The 19,743-nt window shown below is 74.3% G+C and carries 17 protein-coding genes; 8 read left to right on the forward strand and 9 right to left on the reverse strand.

What is annotated here, in order from left to right; genetic code table 11:
- Positions 1-3: 3 nt before the first annotated feature.
- On the reverse strand, positions 4-1,191 hold the full coding sequence (locus ACIBCA_RS17085) for an ROK family transcriptional regulator (RefSeq protein ID WP_396283684.1): 1,188 nt from the start codon (positions 1,189-1,191) through the stop codon (positions 4-6).
- Between the two features lie 85 nt (positions 1,192-1,276).
- Here ACIBCA_RS17085 and ACIBCA_RS17090 point away from each other — a divergent pair, with 85 nt between their 5' ends.
- The gene (locus ACIBCA_RS17090; protein WP_396283685.1) at positions 1,277-2,536 is read left to right on the forward strand and encodes an MFS transporter; all 1,260 of its coding nucleotides are present in this window, start codon (positions 1,277-1,279) and stop codon (positions 2,534-2,536) included.
- Between the two features lie 20 nt (positions 2,537-2,556).
- Here the strand turns inward: ACIBCA_RS17090 and ACIBCA_RS17095 are convergent, their stop codons facing one another.
- The 3 genes from ACIBCA_RS17095 to ACIBCA_RS17105 all read right to left on the reverse strand — a co-directional run bounded on the left by ACIBCA_RS17095 (position 2,557) and on the right by ACIBCA_RS17105 (position 4,997).
- Positions 2,557-3,273: a hypothetical protein gene (locus tag ACIBCA_RS17095; protein WP_396283686.1), complete on the reverse strand. Its 717-nt coding sequence runs from the start codon at positions 3,271-3,273 to the stop codon at positions 2,557-2,559.
- 23 nt (positions 3,274-3,296) lie between these two features.
- Entirely contained in the window at positions 3,297-3,770 is a 474-nt protein-coding gene (locus ACIBCA_RS17100; RefSeq protein ID WP_396283687.1) for a DUF3592 domain-containing protein, read from the reverse strand.
- A 174-nt stretch (positions 3,771-3,944) separates the two neighbouring features.
- Positions 3,945-4,997 carry a YncE family protein gene (locus tag ACIBCA_RS17105; protein ID WP_396283688.1) on the reverse strand — a complete coding sequence of 351 codons (1,053 nt, stop codon included), beginning with the start codon at positions 4,995-4,997 and terminating at the stop codon, positions 3,945-3,947.
- Between the two features lie 366 nt (positions 4,998-5,363).
- On the opposite strand from ACIBCA_RS17105, the gene ACIBCA_RS17110 reads away from it, so the two are divergent.
- The 5 genes from ACIBCA_RS17110 to ACIBCA_RS17130 all read left to right on the forward strand — a co-directional run bounded on the left by ACIBCA_RS17110 (position 5,364) and on the right by ACIBCA_RS17130 (position 9,819).
- Complete coding sequence (locus tag ACIBCA_RS17110; RefSeq protein WP_396283689.1) at positions 5,364-6,113, forward strand: TVP38/TMEM64 family protein; 750 nt, start codon at positions 5,364-5,366, stop codon at positions 6,111-6,113.
- 48 nt (positions 6,114-6,161) lie between these two features.
- Positions 6,162-6,677: a DinB family protein gene (locus tag ACIBCA_RS17115; protein WP_396283690.1), complete on the forward strand. Its 516-nt coding sequence runs from the start codon at positions 6,162-6,164 to the stop codon at positions 6,675-6,677.
- A 293-nt stretch (positions 6,678-6,970) separates the two neighbouring features.
- Positions 6,971-7,363, forward strand: a complete 393-nt coding sequence (locus ACIBCA_RS17120) for a cell division protein SepF (protein WP_396283691.1) — start codon at positions 6,971-6,973, stop codon at positions 7,361-7,363.
- A 228-nt stretch (positions 7,364-7,591) separates the two neighbouring features.
- The gene (locus ACIBCA_RS17125; RefSeq protein WP_396283692.1) at positions 7,592-8,212 is read left to right on the forward strand and encodes a TetR/AcrR family transcriptional regulator; all 621 of its coding nucleotides are present in this window, start codon (positions 7,592-7,594) and stop codon (positions 8,210-8,212) included.
- Positions 8,209-9,819, forward strand: coding sequence for an MFS transporter (locus ACIBCA_RS17130; protein ID WP_396283693.1), 1,611 nt, complete (start codon positions 8,209-8,211; stop codon positions 9,817-9,819). Before ACIBCA_RS17125 ends, ACIBCA_RS17130 begins: the two co-directional genes overlap by 4 nt.
- A gap of 124 nt (positions 9,820-9,943) precedes the next feature.
- Here ACIBCA_RS17130 and ACIBCA_RS17135 read toward each other — a convergent pair whose 3' ends face one another.
- From ACIBCA_RS17135 to ACIBCA_RS17145, 3 genes are all read right to left on the reverse strand, one after another.
- Positions 9,944-12,409 carry a SpoIIE family protein phosphatase gene (locus ACIBCA_RS17135; protein WP_396283694.1) on the reverse strand — a complete coding sequence of 822 codons (2,466 nt, stop codon included), beginning with the start codon at positions 12,407-12,409 and terminating at the stop codon, positions 9,944-9,946.
- Between the two features lie 148 nt (positions 12,410-12,557).
- Entirely contained in the window at positions 12,558-13,178 is a 621-nt protein-coding gene (locus ACIBCA_RS17140) for a TetR/AcrR family transcriptional regulator (protein ID WP_396283695.1), read from the reverse strand.
- An 80-nt stretch (positions 13,179-13,258) separates the two neighbouring features.
- Complete coding sequence (locus ACIBCA_RS17145; RefSeq protein WP_396283696.1) at positions 13,259-14,896, reverse strand: 4-coumarate--CoA ligase family protein; 1,638 nt, start codon at positions 14,894-14,896, stop codon at positions 13,259-13,261.
- Between the two features lie 235 nt (positions 14,897-15,131).
- Between ACIBCA_RS17145 and ACIBCA_RS17150 the strand changes: the two genes are divergently transcribed.
- Both ACIBCA_RS17150 and ACIBCA_RS17155 read left to right on the forward strand, forming a co-directional pair.
- A complete protein-coding gene (locus ACIBCA_RS17150) occupies positions 15,132-15,824 on the forward strand; it encodes a hypothetical protein (RefSeq protein ID WP_396283697.1) in 693 nt (230 codons plus the stop codon).
- Positions 15,811-16,536 carry a class F sortase gene (locus tag ACIBCA_RS17155; RefSeq protein ID WP_396283698.1) on the forward strand — a complete coding sequence of 242 codons (726 nt, stop codon included), beginning with the start codon at positions 15,811-15,813 and terminating at the stop codon, positions 16,534-16,536. The genes ACIBCA_RS17150 and ACIBCA_RS17155 overlap by 14 nt, the downstream gene beginning before the upstream one ends.
- A 47-nt stretch (positions 16,537-16,583) precedes the next feature.
- On the opposite strand, the gene ACIBCA_RS17160 is transcribed toward ACIBCA_RS17155, so the two are convergent.
- Both ACIBCA_RS17160 and ACIBCA_RS17165 read right to left on the reverse strand, forming a co-directional pair.
- Positions 16,584-17,747: an acyl-CoA dehydrogenase family protein gene (locus ACIBCA_RS17160; protein ID WP_396283860.1), complete on the reverse strand. Its 1,164-nt coding sequence runs from the start codon at positions 17,745-17,747 to the stop codon at positions 16,584-16,586.
- A gap of 8 nt (positions 17,748-17,755) precedes the next feature.
- Positions 17,756-19,741, reverse strand: a complete 1,986-nt coding sequence (locus tag ACIBCA_RS17165; protein WP_396283699.1) for an acetyl/propionyl/methylcrotonyl-CoA carboxylase subunit alpha — start codon at positions 19,739-19,741, stop codon at positions 17,756-17,758.
- Between the last annotated feature and the right edge of the window lie 2 nt (positions 19,742-19,743).

Below are 19,743 nucleotides of genomic sequence, written 5' to 3' on the forward strand. Positions count from 1 at the left end.
GGATCAGGGTTCGCCGAAGAGGTCCCGCCGTACGGCGTCCCCGGCGGTGAGCACGGCCCCGGCGAGGACGGCGCCGCCGCCGGCCGTCCCGGCGCGGACCTCGGTGCGCAGCGGGGAGAGCCCGGCCAGGCGCGCCTCGACGCGTCCGGCGAGTTCGGGGCCGCCGGCGCGGCCGATCTCGCCGCCGAGCACCACGCAGCCGGGGTCCAGGACCACGCACACGGAGGCGGCGCCGATGGCGATCCGCCCGGCCAGCTCGTCGAGGAAGGCCCCGCCGGGCCCGTCGAGGCTCGCCAGTGCGGCCCGGACGGCGCCTTCGGCGGCGGGCGCGTCGTCGGCGGGGTCGGCGGGCAGGCCGTGGACGCGGGCGAGGGCGCAGAGGGCGGCGCTGCCGACGAGGCCGTGGAAGCCGCCTTCGCAGCTGTCGGCGCTGGGCAGGGCGGTGGTGCCGGGGACGGGCAGGAAGCAGATCTCGCCGGTGCCGCCGGAGAAGCCCCGGCGCAGCCGCCCGTCGATGACGACGGCGGCGCCGACGCTGTGGCCGAGCCACATCAGGACGAAGGTGTCGCGGTCGCGGGCGGCGCCGAGGCGGTACTCGGCGCGTCCGGCGAGGTTGACCTCGTTCTCCAGGATGACCTCGGTGTGGGGCAGTTCCCGCAGGGCGGCGAAGAGTTCGCCGTGCCAGGCGGGCAGGTCGCCGGTGCTGACCAGCCGCCCGGTGGCCGGGTCGACGAGCCCGGGGGCGCCGACGGCGACGGTGTGCAGCCGCTCGACCCCGGCGCCGCGCGCCGCCTCCCACAGGGCCTCGACGATCCGCGCGGCGGTGTCGGGTTCGCCGCCGCCGTCCACGGGCACCTCGGCGGTGGCGAGGGCCCGCCCGGCGAGGTCGGCGACGACGAGGCTGACGCCGCCGGAGCGGACGTCGAAGGCGGCGATGTGGGCGCGGGAGGCGACGAGGGCGTACACCCGGGCGTTGGGACCGCGCCGCCGTTCGCCGCGTTCGCCGGCGAGGGCGACCAGGCCCGTGCGCTGGAGGCGGTCGAGCAGGTCGGCGACGGTGGGCCGGGACAGGCCGGTGAGGTCGCGCAGCTCGGTGGCGGTGAGGGGGCCCTGTTCGAGCAGGAGGTTGAGGGCCAGCCGGTCGTTGATCGCCCGGGCGGTGCTCGGCGTGGCCGTGCGCGCGGTGGTCATGGCCGTTCATCCTTCCAGAGGGTTTCTATCAGGGTTCCTTCCTGATAATTTATCGAACCGTCGCCCGAACGGGAGGGAACGCCGGATGACACACCCCACCGCCCCCGCGCCTCAACCACGCGAACCACTCGCACCGCTCGACGCCCCGCGCCGCGCCCGCACGAGCATCGCGCTCGTCTTCGCCGTGCACGGCGCCGTCGGCGGCACCTTCGTCACCCGCATCCCCTGGCTCCAGCACCGCCTGGACCTCTCCCCCGGCCAGCTCGGCCTGGCCCTGGTGATGCCCGCCATCGGCTCCTCCCTCGCGATGCCGCTCGCCGGCCGCATCGCGCACCGCCACGGCGGCCGGGCGGCGGTGCGGGGCCTGCTCGCCCTGTGCTGCCTGACCCTCGTCCTGCCCGCCCTCGCCCCCTCGCTGCCGGCGCTGTGCGCCGTCCTGCTGGTGTACGGCGCCACGGCGGGCATGGCCGACGTCGCGATGAACGCCCAGGGCGTGGAGATCGAGGAGCGCCTCGGCCGCTCGATCATGTCCGGGCTGCACGGCATGTGGAGCGCGGGCGGGCTGGTCGCCTCCGGCTTCGGCATCCTCGCCGCCCACCTCGACCTGGACGCGCGGATCCAGTTGCCCGTGACGGCACTGGCGCTGCTGCTCCTCGCCCAGCCCGTCTGCGCGGGCCTGCCCGACATCCGCGCCGGGGAGGAGGCCGAGGCGCCGCCGCGCTTCGCCCTGCCGCCGCGCAGCTCGCTGATCATCGGCCTGATCGGCTTCTGCGCGGTGTTCGCCGAGGGCGCCTCGATGGACTGGAGCGGCGTCTACCTGCGCGACGTCACCGGCTCCTCCGCCACCGTCGCCGCCGCCTCGTACACGGCCTTCGCCCTCACCATGGCCGCCGCCCGCCTCGCCGGGGACGCGGCCATCCGCCGCCTCGGCGCCGTCCGTTCCACCCGCCTCGGCGGCGCCGTGGCCACCGCCGGGGGCCTGCTGGTCGTCGCCGCCGACCGGCCCGCCCTGGCGATCCCCGGTTTCGCGCTGATCGGCGTCGGCGTCGCGGTGATCGTCCCGCTGGCCTTCGCGGCGGCCGGGCGGATCGGCACCAACGCCAGCCAGGCCATCGCGGGCGTCGCCACCGTCACCTACACCTCCGGCCTGATCGCCCCCGCCGTCATCGGCGCCCTCGCCCAGGCCACCTCGCTGACCGTCTCCTTCGGGCTGGTCACCCTCCTGGTCCTCGCCATGGCCGTGGGCGCCGGCGCGCTGCGGGTGGCGGAAAGGAATTCCGCCCCGGGCCCCGTGGCCACGGCGTCACCGGACAGGCGTTCCAGAAGAGACGTCGACGCGCTGTGACGCGCCGGTGCGGGGCGCGGTCAGCTCCAGTCGAAGGTCAGAAGGGCCAGTCGTTCGACGGGCTCGAAGAAGAGCAGAATCCAGTCGGCGCCCGTGCGGCGGTAGTGGTAGCCGGGCACGGCCGCCACGAAGCGGAACTCGTGCCCGGCCGGGCTGACCGGCCGGGCCTCGCCCCCGGCGTACTCCAGCGGGAAGAACCCGGTCTCGGACCAGTTGCCGCCCTCGTCGGCGCCGCCGAGCTGTTCGAGCAGGGCCACCGCCTCGTCGGACCCGTGGAGCGGCGCACCATCGGCGTCGAGCATGAGCAGCCTGCCCTCGCGGCGGAACGAGTCCCGGTGCAGGCGATAGCTGTGCTCCTCCCCGCGGCAGTGCTCCTCCAGCTGGGCACGGAAGCCCTCGCGCGGGTCGGGCAGTTCGTCGGGAGTGGTCGCCCGGGCGAAGTAGCGGACGTCGCCGAGCAGCCGGTAGCGGTCGCCTTCCAGCGCGAACCCGATCCAGTTGGTGGTCTGCAACGGCGAGTGGAAGGCCCCGGTGTGGTCGCCGAGGTAGCCCTCCGCCGGCTCCAGCGGGCTGAGCAGGTGGATCCACCCGTGCCAGGCCGGGTCGACCCGGGCGAGCTCGATCGAGATCAACGGGTGCAGGTGCTCGGCCAGTTCGACCTGGTCGGCGACGAACACGTCCGAGGGCTCGGGGTAGACCCGCAGGCCCGGCCCGGCTGTCATCACATCTTCCAGCATCCCCGGATCCTTCCACGGCCGGGTCACGCTCCCGCCCGCCTCAGCTGAGCGCGTACCCGCAGGTACCAGACGAGAGTCGCCGTCCCGACGAGCAGCATGACCACCGAGGCCACCAGGGCGAACCAGTCCACCGCGTTCCGGCCGAGGGTGTTCCAGAAGCCGATGCTCGACGGCAGGGCGACGAGCCCGGTGTCCTGCGGGTCGTACACGACGGTGACGGACTGGCCGTTCCTGACGTCGCTCGTCACATAGGCCAGTTCCGCTTCGACGGACCGCCCGTCGGACGCCGCGAAGCGCACCCGGCAACGGGAGTTGGCGGAGGGGGAACCGTCGTCGTCGCTGCCCACCGACACGCACTCCGTGACGGCTCCCCGCACCTGCACACCGCGACCGTTGAGGACCGAGGCGACATGGCTGTCGTGCGGTATGAGGTAGGCCACCGCCAGGACGAACAGCAGCAGCCCGCACCCGAGCATGGCCATGGACGCGCGTCCCAAGCCTCGGTGGTAGCTGCGCACGAATGCCGGTACCGCGTCCATGCCTCTACACGCCCCCTCTGAGCTGTCGTTCCGGCTCGCTGCCGGCGCCGGGGATCGGCTCGGTGAGGGCGCACCCTCCCCGGTGATCGTCTCAGACGTCACCGAGCGGGCCTCGGGGTCCGGCCCGGCCGGTCAGAACCCGATGATCCGCAGGGTGGCGCCCGCGGTGACGTAGAAGGTGCGGCCGTCCGGGCCGACCGCCAGCTCGCTCGCACCGCTCAGCCCCGCGACGCCCTCGCCGGGGACGGCGGTGTTCGTGTCGGCGTCGATCGAGAGGACCTTGGAGCCCTGAGCGACCGTGTAGAGCCGGGAGCCGTCGTCGCTCGGCAGCAGGGACCAGAGCGAGCGGCCCGGCTCGACGGTGAAGGTCGAGTCGACGGTGGACGTGGCGAGGTCGACGACCGCTCCCGCGCCCGCGGAGTCCACCTGGTAGAGCCGCGAACCGTCCGGGGACGCGGCCAGGGCGGCCTGCCAGCCGCCCGCACCGGCGAGGGTCTTCTCCAGGAGTGGGGTGTCCGTGCTCGTGTCCAGGAGCGACAGCCCCTCGTCGGTGGCGATGTACGCGTCGCGACCGCCCGGCCGTACGGCGACGCCCCCCGCGTACTTGCCCGGCACCGTCACGGCGGCGGTGTACGCCAGGTCGTCCGCGGAGAACTGCAGGATGCGGGCGCCCTCCAGGATCGGGCGGTTGGGCGGCTTGGGGCCCGCCTGGGCGACGAAGACCCGCGACCCGTCGTCGCTGACGGCCAGCGCGCTCAGGCGCCCGGTGGTCGTCCGTTCCGGGTTGGGCCGGGGCTGGTCGGGGGCCTCCACCTTGGCGATCACGGTGTCGGTGGCCGTGTCGACGACGGCCAGCATGGACAGTTGCAGGTGCCGGCCGAGCCCGTAGAGCACGTAGACCCGCGAGCCGTCCGGGCTGACGGCCACCTGCCCGACCTGGACCTCGAACCCGGAGTTCAGCACCACCTCCGCGGTGACGGCTCCGCTCTGCGTGTCGACCACGTCCAGCCGGGCACCGCCCGTCTGGCTGCCGACCGAGACGTACGCCTTGCGCCCGTCCGGGCCGACCGCCACCGAGCGCGCCCCCAGCTTCAGCTGGACGGTCTGCGGGACGCCCCGCACCGGCCCTTCGTCCCCGTCCGTCGTCCGCGCACCGGCCGTACCCGCACCGGTCAGCAGCAGCACCCCCGCCGTGACCAGCGCACCTAACCAACGAGCCTTTGCAGCAAGCGAGTTCACGCGTTCCCTCCCCTTGGACCACCACGCTGCCCGCGGTGGAGGGCACACCCTACGGGCCGGGTCCGACCCCGCCAAGGCCCGCTCCCCACACGGCCTCCGCGCCCCGGCCATCGGACGGGCACAGGAGGCGGGTCAGGGCGTGTCGTTCGGCTCACGTCGGGTGAGCGGGCGGCGTTGGGGTGCGTGCATCGGCGGTGCCGAGGAGGGAGCCACTGCGGAGCATTGGTGACTGACGAGAAGCCGGCGAGGTGCGTGCCCCAACGCCGCCCGCTCACCCGACGTGAGCCGAACGACACGCCCTAAGCTCGACGGATGCCCGTGACCGAAGCCCCTCTCACCGCCGACGACACCGCGCCCGCCGCAGTCACCGCGCCCGCCGCCGAGGCGCCGCGGAGCCGCGCGGCCGCGTGGTGGCGGCTCGGGGTGCTGGTGGTGCTGCTGGGCGCCGCCGCCGGGTCGCTGCTGCTCTGGAGCCCGGCCGAGGTGCTCGACGGCGGGCTGGCCGACCGGCTCCCCGTCTACTGGTTCGCGCCGCTGTTCGCCCTCGTCTACGCCGTCGGCACCCTCGCCTTCGTGCCCCGGCCCGCGCTGAACGCCGCCGCCGGACTGCTGCTGGGCATCCAGGAGGGCGTGGCCCTGGCCGTCGCCGGGACGACGGTCGGCGCGGCGATGGCCTTCGGCCTGGGCCGCTGGCTGGGGCGGGAGGCGCTGCGCCCGTACCTGCGGGGCAAGGTGCTCGGGGCGCTCGACCGGCGCTTCACCGAGCAGGGGTTCCGCAGCGTGCTGGTGCTGCGGCTGCTGCCGGGCATGCCCTTCCAGGCGGGCAACTACGGCGCCGCCTTCTCCGGGGTGCGCTTCCTCCCGTTCGTCCTCGCGACCCTGATCGGCGTGGTGCCGACCACCGCCGTGTACGTGGCGGCGGCGGCCAGCGCGAACCGCCCGGGCTCGACGGCGTTCCTGGTCTCGGCCGGCGGCGTGGCCGTGCTGGCGCTGGGCACCCTGGTGGGGCTGTGGCGCGCGGCCGTGGCCCGCCGCCGGAGCCGGCGCGCCGCCGCGGTCTGACCGAAAACCGCTCGCCGGGCGGGGCCGCACCCGCCAGGATTGCCAACCATGACCGAACTCGAGAAGCGGATCGATCCGCCGATGGCGGCCGACGAGGCCGACACGCTCTACGCCTGGCTCGACTACCACCGCGCCACGCTCGCCCTCAAGTGCGAGGGCCTCACCGACGACCAGCTGCGGCTGCGCTCCGTCCCGCCGTCCAACCTGTCGCTGCTGGGCCTGGTGCGGCACATGGCCGAGGTGGAGCGGTACTGGTTCCAGGAGATCCTCCTGGGTGAGGAGTTCGCCTCGGGTCACTTCTGGACCGCGGAGAACGAGGACGGCGACTTCGACGACGTCGCCACCGCGGACGTGGCCGCCGACTTCGCCGTCTGGCGCGCCGAGGTCGAGGCGTCCCGCCGCGCGGCGGCCGCGCTGTCGCTGGACACCATCGGCATGCGGCCGCGCCGGGGCGAGGAGGTGACGCTCCGCTGGATCGTGGTCCACATGATCGAGGAGTACGCCCGGCACAACGGACACGCGGATCTTCTGCGGGAACTCGTGGACGGCTCGACCGGCGAGTGAGCCCGTGATCCAACGTGGGTGAAATCGTTTCCGCATTGTTGACAGAAGGTCAATTAGACGGTGACCGTGACCGATATGGTCTACGCGCGCAACCGTACGGTGCACCTGCGCGTCGCTGATGGTGCCCGGGCCCGCCCGGGAATCCGGCACGGCGCGACTCGTACGGAGGCCGCGAGCGGGCACAGGACCGGTGAACAGTGCGATACTCGGACAGTTCCGACGAGTGGATGACGTGTCAAAAAGGACACGCAACCCCGGGGGACCAGGACGGGACGAGACAGGGAGGCCGCGGCATGGGAGCACTTCGCGACGAGCACCACAACGGGTGGCTGATGCCCTCGGGGAACTACCCGGCCGCGGTGTACGAGGACGAGTGGGACGATCAGGACACGATCCCGGCGGTGCCGGCGCCCGCGAAGATCGTCTCCCTCCGGCCGACCGGCTTCGAGGCCGCGCGGACGGTGGGCGAGCACATCCGGGCGAGCATCCCGGTGGTCATGGACCTCACCGAGATGAACGAGGCCGAGGCCAAGCGCATGGTCGACTTCGCGTCCGGGCTGATCTTCGGCACCCGCGGCGGCATCGAGCGGATCGCCCGCCGGGTGTTCCTGCTCACCCCGGCAGACGTCGAGGTCACGGTGATCGACCGGCCGCTGGACGACACGGGCTTCTACAACCAGAGCTGAGCGCGGCCGCGACAGCGAGCCGCGACCGAGCGGCGCCCCACCGGGGACGGCACACCCGCCGTCCCCGGTTTTTGCTGCCTCCCTTCTCCCTCCGGGGCCGCCGGGACTACGCCAGTAGTGGCACTACTTCCGTAGTGCCACTACTGGCGTAGTGCACGTTCGGGGGCCAACTGAGATCCACGGGGTAATTTTGAGACATCCATGTCTCATCTGCTCTACACTCGACCCATGGCCACCGACCGCGACACCGTCCTCGAAGCCGCCGTCGGCGTCCTCTCCCGCCGCCCGGGCGCCCACCTCGACGAGATCGCCCGCGCCGCCGGCATCAGCCGTGCCACCCTGCACCGGCTCTTCCCGGGCCGCGAGGCGCTGATCCGCGAGGTCGGCCTGCTCGGGCTGCACCGCTTCGCCGCCGCCCTGGACGCCGCCGCCGTCGACGACGGCGACGCCGAGGCCGCCCTGCGCCGCCTCGTCGACGCCTCCGTGCCCGACGCCGCGCTCTGCGCCTTCCTCGCGGGCGAGAATCAGCTCTACGAGAACGACGACATCAACGAGCTCTGGGAAGTCCAGATCGCCCGGCTGCACGCGCTCTTCCTGCGCGGCCAGCAGCAGGGCGTCTTCCGGATCGAGCTCAGCGCCGCCTGGCTGAGCGAGGCGTTCTTCGACCTCGTCGCCGGCATCGGCTGGGCCATCCAGGACGGACGCCTCGCCCCCCGCGACGCCGCGTTCTCCCTGGCCGAACTCTTCCTCGGCGGCGCCCTGCGCCACCCCGGGGCCCCGAGAGCCGACAGAGCCACCGACCCCACCCCCAGCACACCGGACCGGAAACCGGAAACCGATACCCCATGAGCAGCACCGCCCCTGCCCGCACCAGCACCAGCGACCACAACACCCGCGACCTCCACGGCACCCGCTGGACGGGCCTCGCCGTCCTCGTCCTGGCCGTCACCGTGGTGGCCCTGGACGCGACCGTCCTCTCCCTCGCCATCCCGTCCATCAGCGAGACGCTGCGCCCCAGCGGCACCCAGCTGCTCTGGATCGGCGACTCCTACTCCTTCGTCCTGGCGGGCCTGCTGGTCAGCATGGGCGCGCTCAGCGACCGGATCGGCCGCAAGAAGCTGCTGCTGATCGGCTCCGCCGCCTTCGGCGCCGCCTCGCTGCTGGCCGCCTACGCGCCCGGCGCCGGCTGGCTGATCCTGGCCCGCGCGCTGCTCGGCGTGGCCGGGGCGACGATCATGCCCTCCACCCTCTCGCTGATCCGCGCCCTGTTCCCGGACGACCGCGAGCGGGCCACCGCGATCGGCATCTGGGGCGCGGCGGCCACGGCCGGCGCAGCCCTCGGGCCGGTGGTCGGCGGGGTGCTGCTGGAGCACTTCTGGTGGGGCTCGGTGTTCCTGATGAACATCCCGGTGCTGCTCCTGCTGCTCGTCCTCGGCGCCCGGCTGCTGCCGGAGTCGAAGGACCCGAAGCCGGGCCGCTGGGACGTGCTGAGCGTGGCGCTGTCCATGGCCGGGGTGATCGGCGTGGTGTACGCGATCAAGGAGGCCGCCGCCCACGGCGTGGCCCGCTGGGATGTGCCCGTCACCTTCCTGCTCGGCGCCGCCGCGCTGACGGTCTTCGTCCGCCGCCAGCTGCGGCTGGAGAGCCCGCTGCTGGATGTGCGGCTCTTCGCGAACCGGCGCTTCACCGCGGCGGTCACGGCCTCGCTGATCTCGCTGGTCGGGGTCTCGGGCGTGATCTTCGTCAGCTCCCAGTACCTCCAGCTGGTGCGCGGCTACGGCCCGCTCCAGGCGGGTCTGGCCGAGCTGCCCGCCTTCGCCGGCTCGGTGGCCGGCGGTCTGCTGACGGCCCGGCTGGCCCGCCGCTTCGGCGCCCGGGTGCTGCTGACGACCTGTCTGCTGGCCATGGGCCTCGGCATGGGCGTGCTGGGCTTACTCCAGCAGGACACCACCTACCTGGCGCTGGCCGCCTCGTTCCTGGTGGTCGGCACGGCCGAGGGCGTGGCCTACACCCTCAGCGCAGACCTGGTGCTCACCGCCGCGCCCGCCGACAAGGCGGGGGCCGCCTCGGCGGTCTCGGAGACGGCGTACGAGCTGGGCACGGCGCTCGGCATCGCGCTGGTCGGCTCGGTGGTCGGCTCGATCTACGTGAACGGCCTGACCGTCCCCGCCACCGCGGGCCCGGAGGCCACCGCCCGTGCGGGCGAGTCCCTGGGCGCGGCCGTGGAGACGGCCGGCACCCTGCCGGTGGACGTCGCCGCCCCGCTGCTGGCCAGCGCCAAGGACGCGTTCGTCCAGGGCATGAACTCCGCCGGCCTGCTGGCCGCCCTGCTGCTGGCGGCCGCGTCGCTGATGGCCTGGCGCCTGCTGCGCGGGCTCCCCGGCGAGGAGGCCCCCGCGCAGGAGGGCCCCGTCGAGGTGGACCCGCAGCAGCAGCCGAGGACGGTGGGCGCGTAGCAGCGACAGAGGTCCCCGTACGCCCAGGCGTACGGGGACCTTTCCGTTCGCCCCGTCAGTTCGCCCCGGTCAGCTCACCCCGTCAGCTCGCCCCCGTCAGCTCACCCCCGTCAGCTCACCCCGGTCAGCTCACCCCGAACGGCAGTTCCAGCTCCGCCCAGACCACCTTGCCGTCCCGCGTCAGCCGGCTCCCCCACCGGTGCGCCAGCTCGCTGACCAGGAACATCCCCCGCCCGCCCTCGTCCTGCTCCGCGAAGGGCCGCAGCTGCGGCGTCTGCCCGCCCGCGTCGGAGACCTCGAGGGTGAGCACCCGGTCGCGGAAGAGCCGCAGCCGCCGCGGGGCGTCGGCGTGCAGCAGCGCGTTGGTGACGAGTTCGCTGACGAGCAGTTCGGCGTAGTCGGAGAGCGCGCTCAGGCCCCAGTTCTCCAGGGTGGCGCGGGTGAAGCGCCGGGCCTGCCCGGGCACCCGGCCGCCGCCGGTGAGGGGGAGGGTGGCGATGCGGTCGGCGGGCAGCGGGAGCACCCGGGCCATGATCATCGCGATGTCGTCCTCGGTGCCGTCGGTGACGAGCGCGGAGACGACGGCGTCGCAGTTCTCCTCCAGGGTGCGGCCGGGCCCGGCGAGGGTGCGGGCCAGCTGGTCGATCCCGTCGTCGAGGTCCTGGCCGCGCCGCTCGACCAGGCCGTCGGTGTAGAGGGTGACGAGCCCGCCCTCGGGGAGGGTGAACTCGATGGACTCGAAGGCGACCCCGCCGACGCCCAGCGGCACCCCGGGCGGCACCTCGACCCGGCGGGGGATGCCGTCGGGGCCGACCCACACGGGCGGCAGGTGGCCGGCGGAGGCGACCTGGACGGTGCGCTCCAGCGGGTCGTAGACGGCGCAGATGCAGGTGGCGAACTGGCCCTCGCCGATGCCGGAGGCCGTTTCGTCCAGTCGGGTGAGGACCTGCTCGGGCGGCATGTCGAGGGTGGCGAGGGTGCGGGCGACGGTGCGCAGCTGGCCCATGGTGGCGGCGGCGCGGATGCCGTGGCCCATGACGTCGCCGACGACGAGGGCGACGCGCCCGCAGGACAGCGGCACCACGTCGAACCAGTCGCCGCCGACCTCGCTGACCACGCTGCTGGGCAGGTAGCGGTAGGCGATCTCCAGGCCGAGGGTGCGGTTGATCTCCTGGGGCAGGAGGCTGCGCTGGAGGGTGAGCGCCGTCTCGCGCTCGCGCCGGTAGAGGCGGGCGTTGTCGAGGGCGAGCGCGGTGCGGGCGACGAGTTCCTCGGCGAGGGCGACGTCGGCGTCGGTGAACGGCTCGGGGTTGCGCATGCGGATGAACTCGGAGCCGCCGAGGACCATGCCGCGGGCGGTGATCGGCACCATCATGTACGAGTGGATGCCGGCCGCGATCCCGGGGGCGACGCGGTCCTCGCTGGAGACCAGTCCGCGGAGCACCTCCTCGTCCACGTGGGCGCGCAGCAGCGGCTTCCCGCTGCGCAGGCACTGGGTGTAGCTGCGGTCGGGGGCGTACTCGCTGGTCTCGCCGACGACGTCGACGGCGTGGGCGAGCCCGGACTCGTAGGACTCGCCGACGGCGACGGCCCGCAGGGTGATGGTGCGGTCGGTGGGGATGGCGCTGGGTTCGGAGCCGCGCAGCACGGGTTCGAGGAGGTCGACGGTGGCGAAGTCGGCGAAGCGGGGCACGACGGCCTCGATGAGCTCCTCGGCGGTGCGCTGGAGGTCGAGGGTGGTGCCGATGCGGGCGGTGGCCTCGGCGATGGTGGCGAGGCGTTCCTGCGCGCGGGCGGCGCGGGCCTCGGCCTGGAAGCGTTCGGTGACGTCGATGATCGAGGAGCAGACGCCGAAGACCCGGCCGGTGGAATCCTCGAGCCGGAAGTAGGAGGCGGACCAGGCGCGGTCGCGGCGGGGGTCCCCGGGGACGCGGCCGTGGGAGCGGGCGTCGACCACGGGTTTGCCGGTCTTGAGGACCTGTCTCATGGTCTGTTCGATCTCGGCGGTGTTGATGCCGGGCAGGACGGCGGATATCCGGCGGCCGAGGTGGGCGGCGACGGGCACGCCGTTCATCCGGGCGAGGGACTCGTTGATCCGGACGAAGCGCAGGTCGGTGTCGTAGACGGCCATGCCGATGGGCGAGCGGGCGAAGACGCCGTCGAGGACGGCGAGGTCGGCCTCGACGGCGTGCAGGGCGCGGGTGTCGGAGGCGGTGGCGAGCAGCAGCAGGGTGCCGGCGGGGCCGGCGATGCGGTGGGTGCGGAACTCCAGGTCGACCTTGTGGCCGTCGCGGTGGCGTACGGGGAAGACGCCGGACCAGCCGGTGCCGGTCATGATCCGGGCGAAGAGGGCGAGCACGGCGGGCCGGTCGGTGCCGTCGGTGAGCAGCTGGGCGGCGTAGGTGCCGACGGCCTCGTCGGCGGTGTAGCCGAGCAGGGCCTCGGCGTCCTCGCTCCAGTGCAGGATCAGTCCGTCGCCCTGGAGCAGGACCGTCGCGAAGGGGACGAGCCGGTGGCCCTCGGGGCGTGCGAAGGTGCCGCCGGGTGCGGGGCCGGCGGCGTCGGTGGCGTCCCAGTCGTGTCCGTGCATGATCAGGCAGCACCCCGGTTCGGCTCGTGCCCGGCCGGGTGGGCCTCGCGGTCCGTGCCGGCCGGGGTTCTTCTCCAGACTGCACGGACATCGGCCGCCCGGCGACCCCTTGGTCTGGGGGCGTCCGGCCGCTCGGGATGTACGGGCGTCATGGGCGTACCGGGCGCAGCGTACTCTCCAGAACGCCCGCCCACTGCCGGATCACCCCGGAACGCCGATGGCTGTCGTCGGTGAGCAGATTGGCGAGGCCGAGTCCGCGGGCGAGGTCGAGGGTGGCCTGGACGGATTCGCGCACGCCGGGGCGGGTCTCGTCGGCGTCGAGGAACTCGACGGCGGCGCGGTGGGCCTCGCGTCCGACGCGGCCTTCGAGGGAGACGATGCGCTCGCGCAGGGCCTCCTCGGTGGCGGCGGCGGTCCACAGGTGGAGGGCGGCGCGGAAGGCGGGGCCGGTGTAGAGGCGCACGATCATGTCGACGACGGCGCGGGTGCGGTCGGGGCCGGCGGCCGGCAGTTCGTCCGCGTGGGCGCGGACGGCTGCCAGCCGCTCGGCGGTGACGTGTTCGACGGCCGCGGTGAAGAGGTCCTCGCGGGTCGGGAAGTGGTGCTGGGCGGCGCCCCGGGAGACGCCGGCCCGTTCGGCGACGACGGTGACGGTGGAGCCCTGCCAGCCGAGTTCGGCCAGGCACTCGACGGCCGCCGCGAGCAGCCGGGCGCGGGTGGCGCGGCTGCGGTCCTGCTGGGGTGTGCGGGCGGGGTGCTGGCTGGTCATGGCGGGCGGTGGTTCCTGTCCGGACGGTGGCGCGGTCGGTCGATCCTCACAGACGGGCCGCGGTCTTCGCCCGCCGGGGGTCAGAGGGCCGCTCCCGCTGCCGCCCCCGTTGCGGCTCCCGCCGCCGCTCCCGCGCGTTCGGCCTCGCGGGCGCGCAGTTCGCGGCGCAGGATCTTGCCGGCCGCGGACTTGGGGACGGCGTCGACGAACTCCACGGCGCGGACCTTCTTGTACGGGGCGACGTGTCCGGCGACGTAGCCAGTGACCTCCTCGGCGGTGAGCGCGCTGCCGGGGGCGCGGACGACGAACGCCTTGGGGCTCTCGCCGCCGTCGGCGTCGGTGACGCCGATGACGGCGGCGTCGGCGATCTGCGGGTGGCCGAGGAGGACGGCCTCGAGTTCGGCGGGGGCGACCTGGTAGCCCTTGTACTTGATGAGCTCCTTGACCCGGTCGACGATGTGCAGGTACCCGCGGCCGTCGACGAAGCCGATGTCGCCGGTGTGGAGCCAGCCCTCGGCGTCGACCATCGCGGCGGTGTCGGAGGGGCGGCCGAAGTAGCCCTTCATCACCTGGGGGCCGCGGATGAGCAGCTCGCCGGGCAGGCCGGGGCCGAGGTCGTCGTCGGTGCCGTCGAGGGCGGCGACGCGCAGTTCGGTGGAGGGGACCATCCGGCCGACGGAGCCGGGCGAGGGGTCGCTCTCCTGGGGGGAGACGACGTGGGTGACCGGGGACAGCTCGGTCATGCCGTAGCCCTGGAGCAGGTGCGGCAGGCCCAGGCGGCCGGCGCAGGCTGCGGCGAGTTCCGGGTCGAGGGGGGCGGCGGCGCAGAGCAGGTACTCGACGGAGGAGAGGTCGTAGCGGTCGACGATCGGGTGCTTGGCGAGGGCGAGGGCGATGGGCGGCGCCACGAAGAGGGCCTGGACGCGTTGTTCCTCGATGGTGCGGCAGAACTGTTCGAGGTCGAAGCGGGGCAGCACGACGACGGTGGCGCCGCAGCGCAGCGGCTGGTTGAGCAGCGCGGTCAGCCCGTAGATGTGGAAGAAGGGCAGGACGGCGAGGATGCGCTCGCCCTCGGCGGGGCGGTAGAGGGCGTCGCACTGGGCGAGGTTGGTGGCGATGGAGCGGTGGGTGAGCATGACGCCCTTGGGCAGCCCGGTGGTGCCGCTGGAGTACGGGAGCACGGCGACGTCCCGGGCGGGGTCGACGGCGAGCTCGGGGGCGGGGCCGGGGGCGGCGAGCAGGTCGGCGAGGGAGAGGTGGCCCTCGGCGCCGTCGAGGACGATCGTGCCGGCGAGCGGGCGGCCCCGCTCGGCGAGCAGCTCGGCGGCGCGGGCGGCGGTGGGCAGCAGGGGGGTGACGGTGACCAGCCAGCGGGCGCCGGCGTCGCCGAGCTGGCCGGCCAGCTCGGCGGGGGTGGCCAGGGAGGGCACGGGCGTGACGGTGGCTCCGGCGCGGGTGGCGCCGTAGAAGGCCATCGGGTAGGCGGTGCTGTTGGGGCTGAACAGAGCCAGGACGTCCCCCTGGCGCACCCCGGCGGCGGCCAGCCCGACGGCGACGCGTTCGACGGCCTCGACGAGCCGTGCGTAGCCGACGCCCTCCCCGGTGACGCCGTCGACCAGGGCCGGACGGTCGCCGTGGCGGGCCGCGTCGCGCAGGACCGCGTCATGGATCGGCAGGTCGATCGGCGGGACGTCCGGGAACTCGCTGCGGAACACCAAGGTAAGCCTCCAGGAAGGAAGTTGACGCATCAACGACGGCCGGCGAAGGGTGGTTCGCGGCGCCGGCCCGGGCGCGCTCTGGAGCATACGGACCGTCAGGCCCCCGCTGGGCCATTGTGGGGAACCGGGGAGGGCGCGCGCGTGGCACAGTTGCCCCGGGGGGCGCCCGCGCCGACGGTGGTGCACCACGGCCGCCCGCCCCCGGGAGCGGTCCCGAAGCTTGGAGCCAACCCCCGTGAGAGCCCTCCTCCCCGCCCGTTTCCTCACCGCCGCCGCCGTCGCGGCCGCCCTGACCCTCGGCGCCGCGCCGACCGCGTTCGCCGCGCCCGGCGACAACGGCGACGTCAAGGTTCACGACAGCAGCACGCCCGTCTCCAGCCAGAACGACGACCCCAAGGTCTGCAAGTTCTACCTGGACGCCTTCAACTTCGACACCGTCCAGCTGGTCAACTGGACGATCGAGCAGCAGCCGCCGACCGGTACGGCCCAGGTGCTCGCCGGGAGCATCGTCCTCACCAACGGCACCGGGTCGACGCAGACGTACAGCCTGCCGGACGGGCACTACAAGCTCGAATGGACGTTCGTCGGTGAGACCGGCACGGCGAAGCAGAAGGTCTTCGAGGTCTCCTGCGCCACCTCCTCGCCCTCCCCGTCCCCGTCGTCGTCCCCCTCCAGCTCGCCCTCCTCCTCGCCCAGCGGATCCCCGAGCGCATCCCCCAGCACCTCGCCCAAGCCGTCCACCTCCCCCGGGGCCTCGCCGAGCGCCTCCCCGAGCGCCGGGCCGCACGGCCCCGTCGGCACCGGCGGCGGCGGCACCTCCGGGCCCGACGCGGCCGAGGTGCTCGGCGGTGCCGTGCTGCTCGCCGGCTCCGGCGTGCTCACCGCCCGGGTGATCCGCCGCCGCAACGGGCGCAATGCCGAGTCCTGACCGACCCGCGCGCGCACCGCGCACCGGCCCCGGCCGCCCCCCGTGGGCGGCCGGGGCCCTCGCGCTGGTGCTCGCGGCGGGCGGCGGCTGGCTCGTCCTGCACGGCTCCGCCGACCGCGCCGGGCCGCCGCTTCCCCCGCCCGCGCCGCCGTCCGCCACGCCCTCGCCCGTACGGACCACCACCGCCTCCACCTCCCCTGCGCCCTCACCCTCGCCCACTCCCGTGCTCCCGCCCGCCTTCCCGCCCCTGGGAGCCTCGGCCCCGACCCGCATCCGCATCCCGGCGATCAAGGTCGACGCCCCGGTCACCGGCCTCGGGCTCACCGCCGCCCACCAGGTGGCCACCCCGCCCATGGACCAGCGCAACCTCACCGGCTGGTACCGGGACGGCGCCTCACCCGGCGCCGCGGGCACCGCGATCGTCGTCGGCCACGCGGACAACCGCAGCGGCCCGGCGGTGTTCTACCGGCTCGGGCTGCTGCGCCCCGGCGACACCGTCGAGGTGACGCGCAAGGACAAGCGGACGGCGGTGTTCACCATCGACTCCGTCAAGGTCTTCCCGAAGAAGGACTTCCCGGACGCGCTGGTCTACGGCGCCACCGCCGACCGCGCCGAACTGCGAATGATCACCTGCGGCGGCCGCTTCGACCGGGGCACCGGGTACGAGGCCAACACGGTGGTCTTCGCCCATCTGAGCTCCGTGCGCGGGTAGTTGGACCCCCTCCCCGCCTGCTTCGGGCGGGGAGGGGAGGGGTCAGTCTAGTAAGACTTGGGCAGGCCCAGGGTGTGCTGGGCCACGTAGTTGAGGATCATCTCCCGGCTGACCGGCGCCACCCGACCCACCCGGGTGGCGGCGAGCAGGGCCCCCAGGCCGTACTCCTGGGTGAGGCCGTTGCCGCCGAGGGTCTGGACGGCCTGGTCGACGGTACGGGCGGCGGCCTCCCCGGCCGCGTACTTGGCCATGTTGGCGGCCTCCCCGGCGGCGACGTCCTCGCCCGCGTCGTACAGCAGCCCGGCCTTCTGGGTCATCAGGCGCGCGAGCTCGATCTCCACCGCGCACTGGGCGAGCGGGTGCGCCAGGCCCTGGTGGGCGCCGATGGGCGTGGACCAGACCGTGCGGGTCTTCGCGTACTCCACGGCCTTGCCGAGGGCCTGGCGGGCGAGCCCCAGGGAGAACGCGGCGGTGAGGATGCGCTCGGGGTTGAGGCCCGCGAAGAGCTGGAGCAGACCCGCGTTCTCGTCGCCGACCAGGGCGTCGGCGGGCAGCCGCACCTCGTCCAGGAAGACCTGGAACTGCTTCTCGGGGGCGATGAGTTCCATCGGTATCGCCCGGTACTCGAAGCCGGGCGTGTCGCGCGGGACGACGAACAGGCAGGGCTTGAGCTTGCCGGTGCGCTCGTCCTCAGTGCGGGCGACGAACAGGACGGCGTCGCAGTGGTCGATGCCGGAGACGAACACCTTGCGCCCGGTCAGCAGCCAGTCCTCGCCGTCGCGGCGGGCGACGGTGGAGATGCGGTGGGAGTTGGAGCCGGCGTCCGGTTCGGTGATGCCGAAGGCCATCCTGCGGGTGCCGTCGCCGAGCCCGGGCAGCCAGCGCCGCTTCTGCTCCTCGGTGCCGTAGCGGGCGATGACCGTGCCGCAGATCGCCGGGGAGACGATCAGCAGCAGCAACGGGCAGCCGGCGGTGCCGAGTTCCTCCAGGACGATGGCCAGGTCGGTGATGCCGCCGCCCCCGCCGCCGTACTCGGCGGGCAGGTTGACGCCCAGGTAGCCGGCCTTGCCGGCCTCGGCCCACAGCTCCTCGGCTGGCTCGCCCGCGCGGGCCTTGGCGAGGTAGTAGGCGGAGCCGTAGCGGCGGCCCAGGTCGCCGACGGCCTGGCGCAGGGCGCGGCGTTCGGGGGTCTCGAGGAGCTGGCTGCCGATGGTGGTGGTCACGCGGGTCCATCCTCAGTCTCGGAGTCGGTCGTGGGATCGGTCGTGGGATCGGTCGTGGAGTCGGTCTCGGTCTTGACGACGGCGAGCAGGGCGCCGACCTCGACCTGGCGGCCCGGCTCGGCGCGCAGTTCGACCAGGACGCCGTCCGCGGGGGCGGTGATGCGGTGCTCCATCTTCATCGCCTCCAGGACGAGCAGGGGCTGCCCGGCGGTGACGCGCTCCCCCACGGCGGCCGTGGTGCGCACGACGGTGCCGGGCATGGGGGCGAGCAGGGCGCCGGGGTCGGTGCGCACGGTCGGTTCCGGGAAGCGGGGAAGGGCGGTGAGGGTGACGGCGCCGGTGGCGGTGTCGACGTACACCTGGTCGCCGTGGCGGGCGAGGTGGTAGCCGCGGCGCAGTCCGTTCTCGGCGAGGACGACGAACTCGGGGGTGGCGCTGACGAGTTCGACGCCCGGGTGGCTCTCGGCGTGCAGTCCGTCGCGGGTGTGGCGGTAGCGCACCTCCAACTCGGCGCCGTCCACCGTACGGTAGCGCCTGAGCTGGGGCTGGGAGGGCAGGTTGCGCCAGCCCGAGGGGAGCGGGGTGCGCCGGGCGGCGGCGGCCGCCAACGCGGCGGCCAGGGCGGCGCGTTCGGTGCCCGCCGCGCCTCGGGCCGCGAGGTCCTCGGCGTGTTCGGCGAGGAAGCCGGTGTGCAACCGCCCGTCCAGGAAGGCCGGGTGGCGCAGGGCGCGCACCAGCGTCTCCCGGTTGGTGGCGGGTCCGTGGACGCGGGCGCGGGCGAGGGCGAGGGCGAGACGGCGGGCGGCGGCGGCTCGGGTGGGGGCCCAGGCGATGACCTTGGCGAGCATCGGGTCGTAGTGGGCGGTGATCTCGTCGCCGGCCCCGATGCCGGAGTCCAGCCTCAGCTCCCCCGGCGCGAACTCCTCGTACGAGCGGTCGAGTTCGAGGCGGTGCAGGGTGCCGGTGGCGGGCCGCCAGCCGTGGGCCGGGTCCTCGGCGTAGAGGCGGGCCTCGATCGCGTGGCCGGTGGTCGGCGGCGCGGCGGGCCCGGGCAGCGGTTCGCCTTCGGCGACGGCGAGTTGGAGGGCGACGAGGTCGAGTCCGGTGACGGCCTCGGTGACGGGGTGCTCGACCTGGAGGCGGGTGTTCATCTCCAGGAACCAGAACCGGCCGTCCTCGGTGAGGAGGAACTCGGCGGTGCCGGCGCCCCGGTAGCCGATGGCCCTGGCCGCGTCGACGGCCGCCGCGTGGAGGGCGGCGCGGACCTCGGGCGCGAGGCCGGGCGCGGGGGCCTCCTCGACGACCTTCTGGTGGCGGCGTTGCAGCGAGCAGTCGCGGTCGCCGACGGCCCAGACCGTGCCGTGGGAGTCCGCCATCAGCTGCACCTCGACGTGCCGCCCGGCGGGCAGGTAGCGCTCGACGAACACCTCGGCGTCGCCGAAGGCGCTCAGGGCCTCGGCCCGGGCGGCCTCCAACTCCGCCTCCAGGTCGGCGAGTCGGCGCACCACCCGCATGCCCCGGCCGCCGCCGCCCGCCGCGGCCTTGACCAGCAGCGGCAGGTCGGCCTCGGTGGGTTCGGTGAGGGCGGCGAGGACGGGCACGTCGGCCTCGGCCATCAGCCGTTTCGCCGCGGTCTTGGAGCCCATGGCGGCGATGGCGGCGGGCGGCGGGCCGACCCAGGTGAGACCCGCGTCGAGGACGGCCTGCGCGAACTCCGCGTTCTCGGAGAGGAATCCGTAGCCGGGGTGCACGGCGTCGGCCCCGGCGGCGAGGGCTGCGGCCACGATCAGGTCGCCGCGCAGGTAGGTGTCGGCGGGCGCGGCACCGGGCAGCCGGACGGCCGCGTCGGCCTCGCGCACGTGCGGGGCGTCGGCGTCCGGGTCGGAGTGGACGGCGGTGGTGGCGATGCCCAGGCGCCGGCAGGTGCGGAAGACGCGCCGGGCGATCTCGCCCCGGTTGGCGACCAGCAGATTGGTGATCATGT

Origin of the sequence: Kitasatospora sp. NPDC051170, assembly GCF_044455705.1 — a bacterium.
In the GTDB taxonomy this organism is placed as follows: domain Bacteria; phylum Actinomycetota; class Actinomycetes; order Streptomycetales; family Streptomycetaceae; genus Kitasatospora.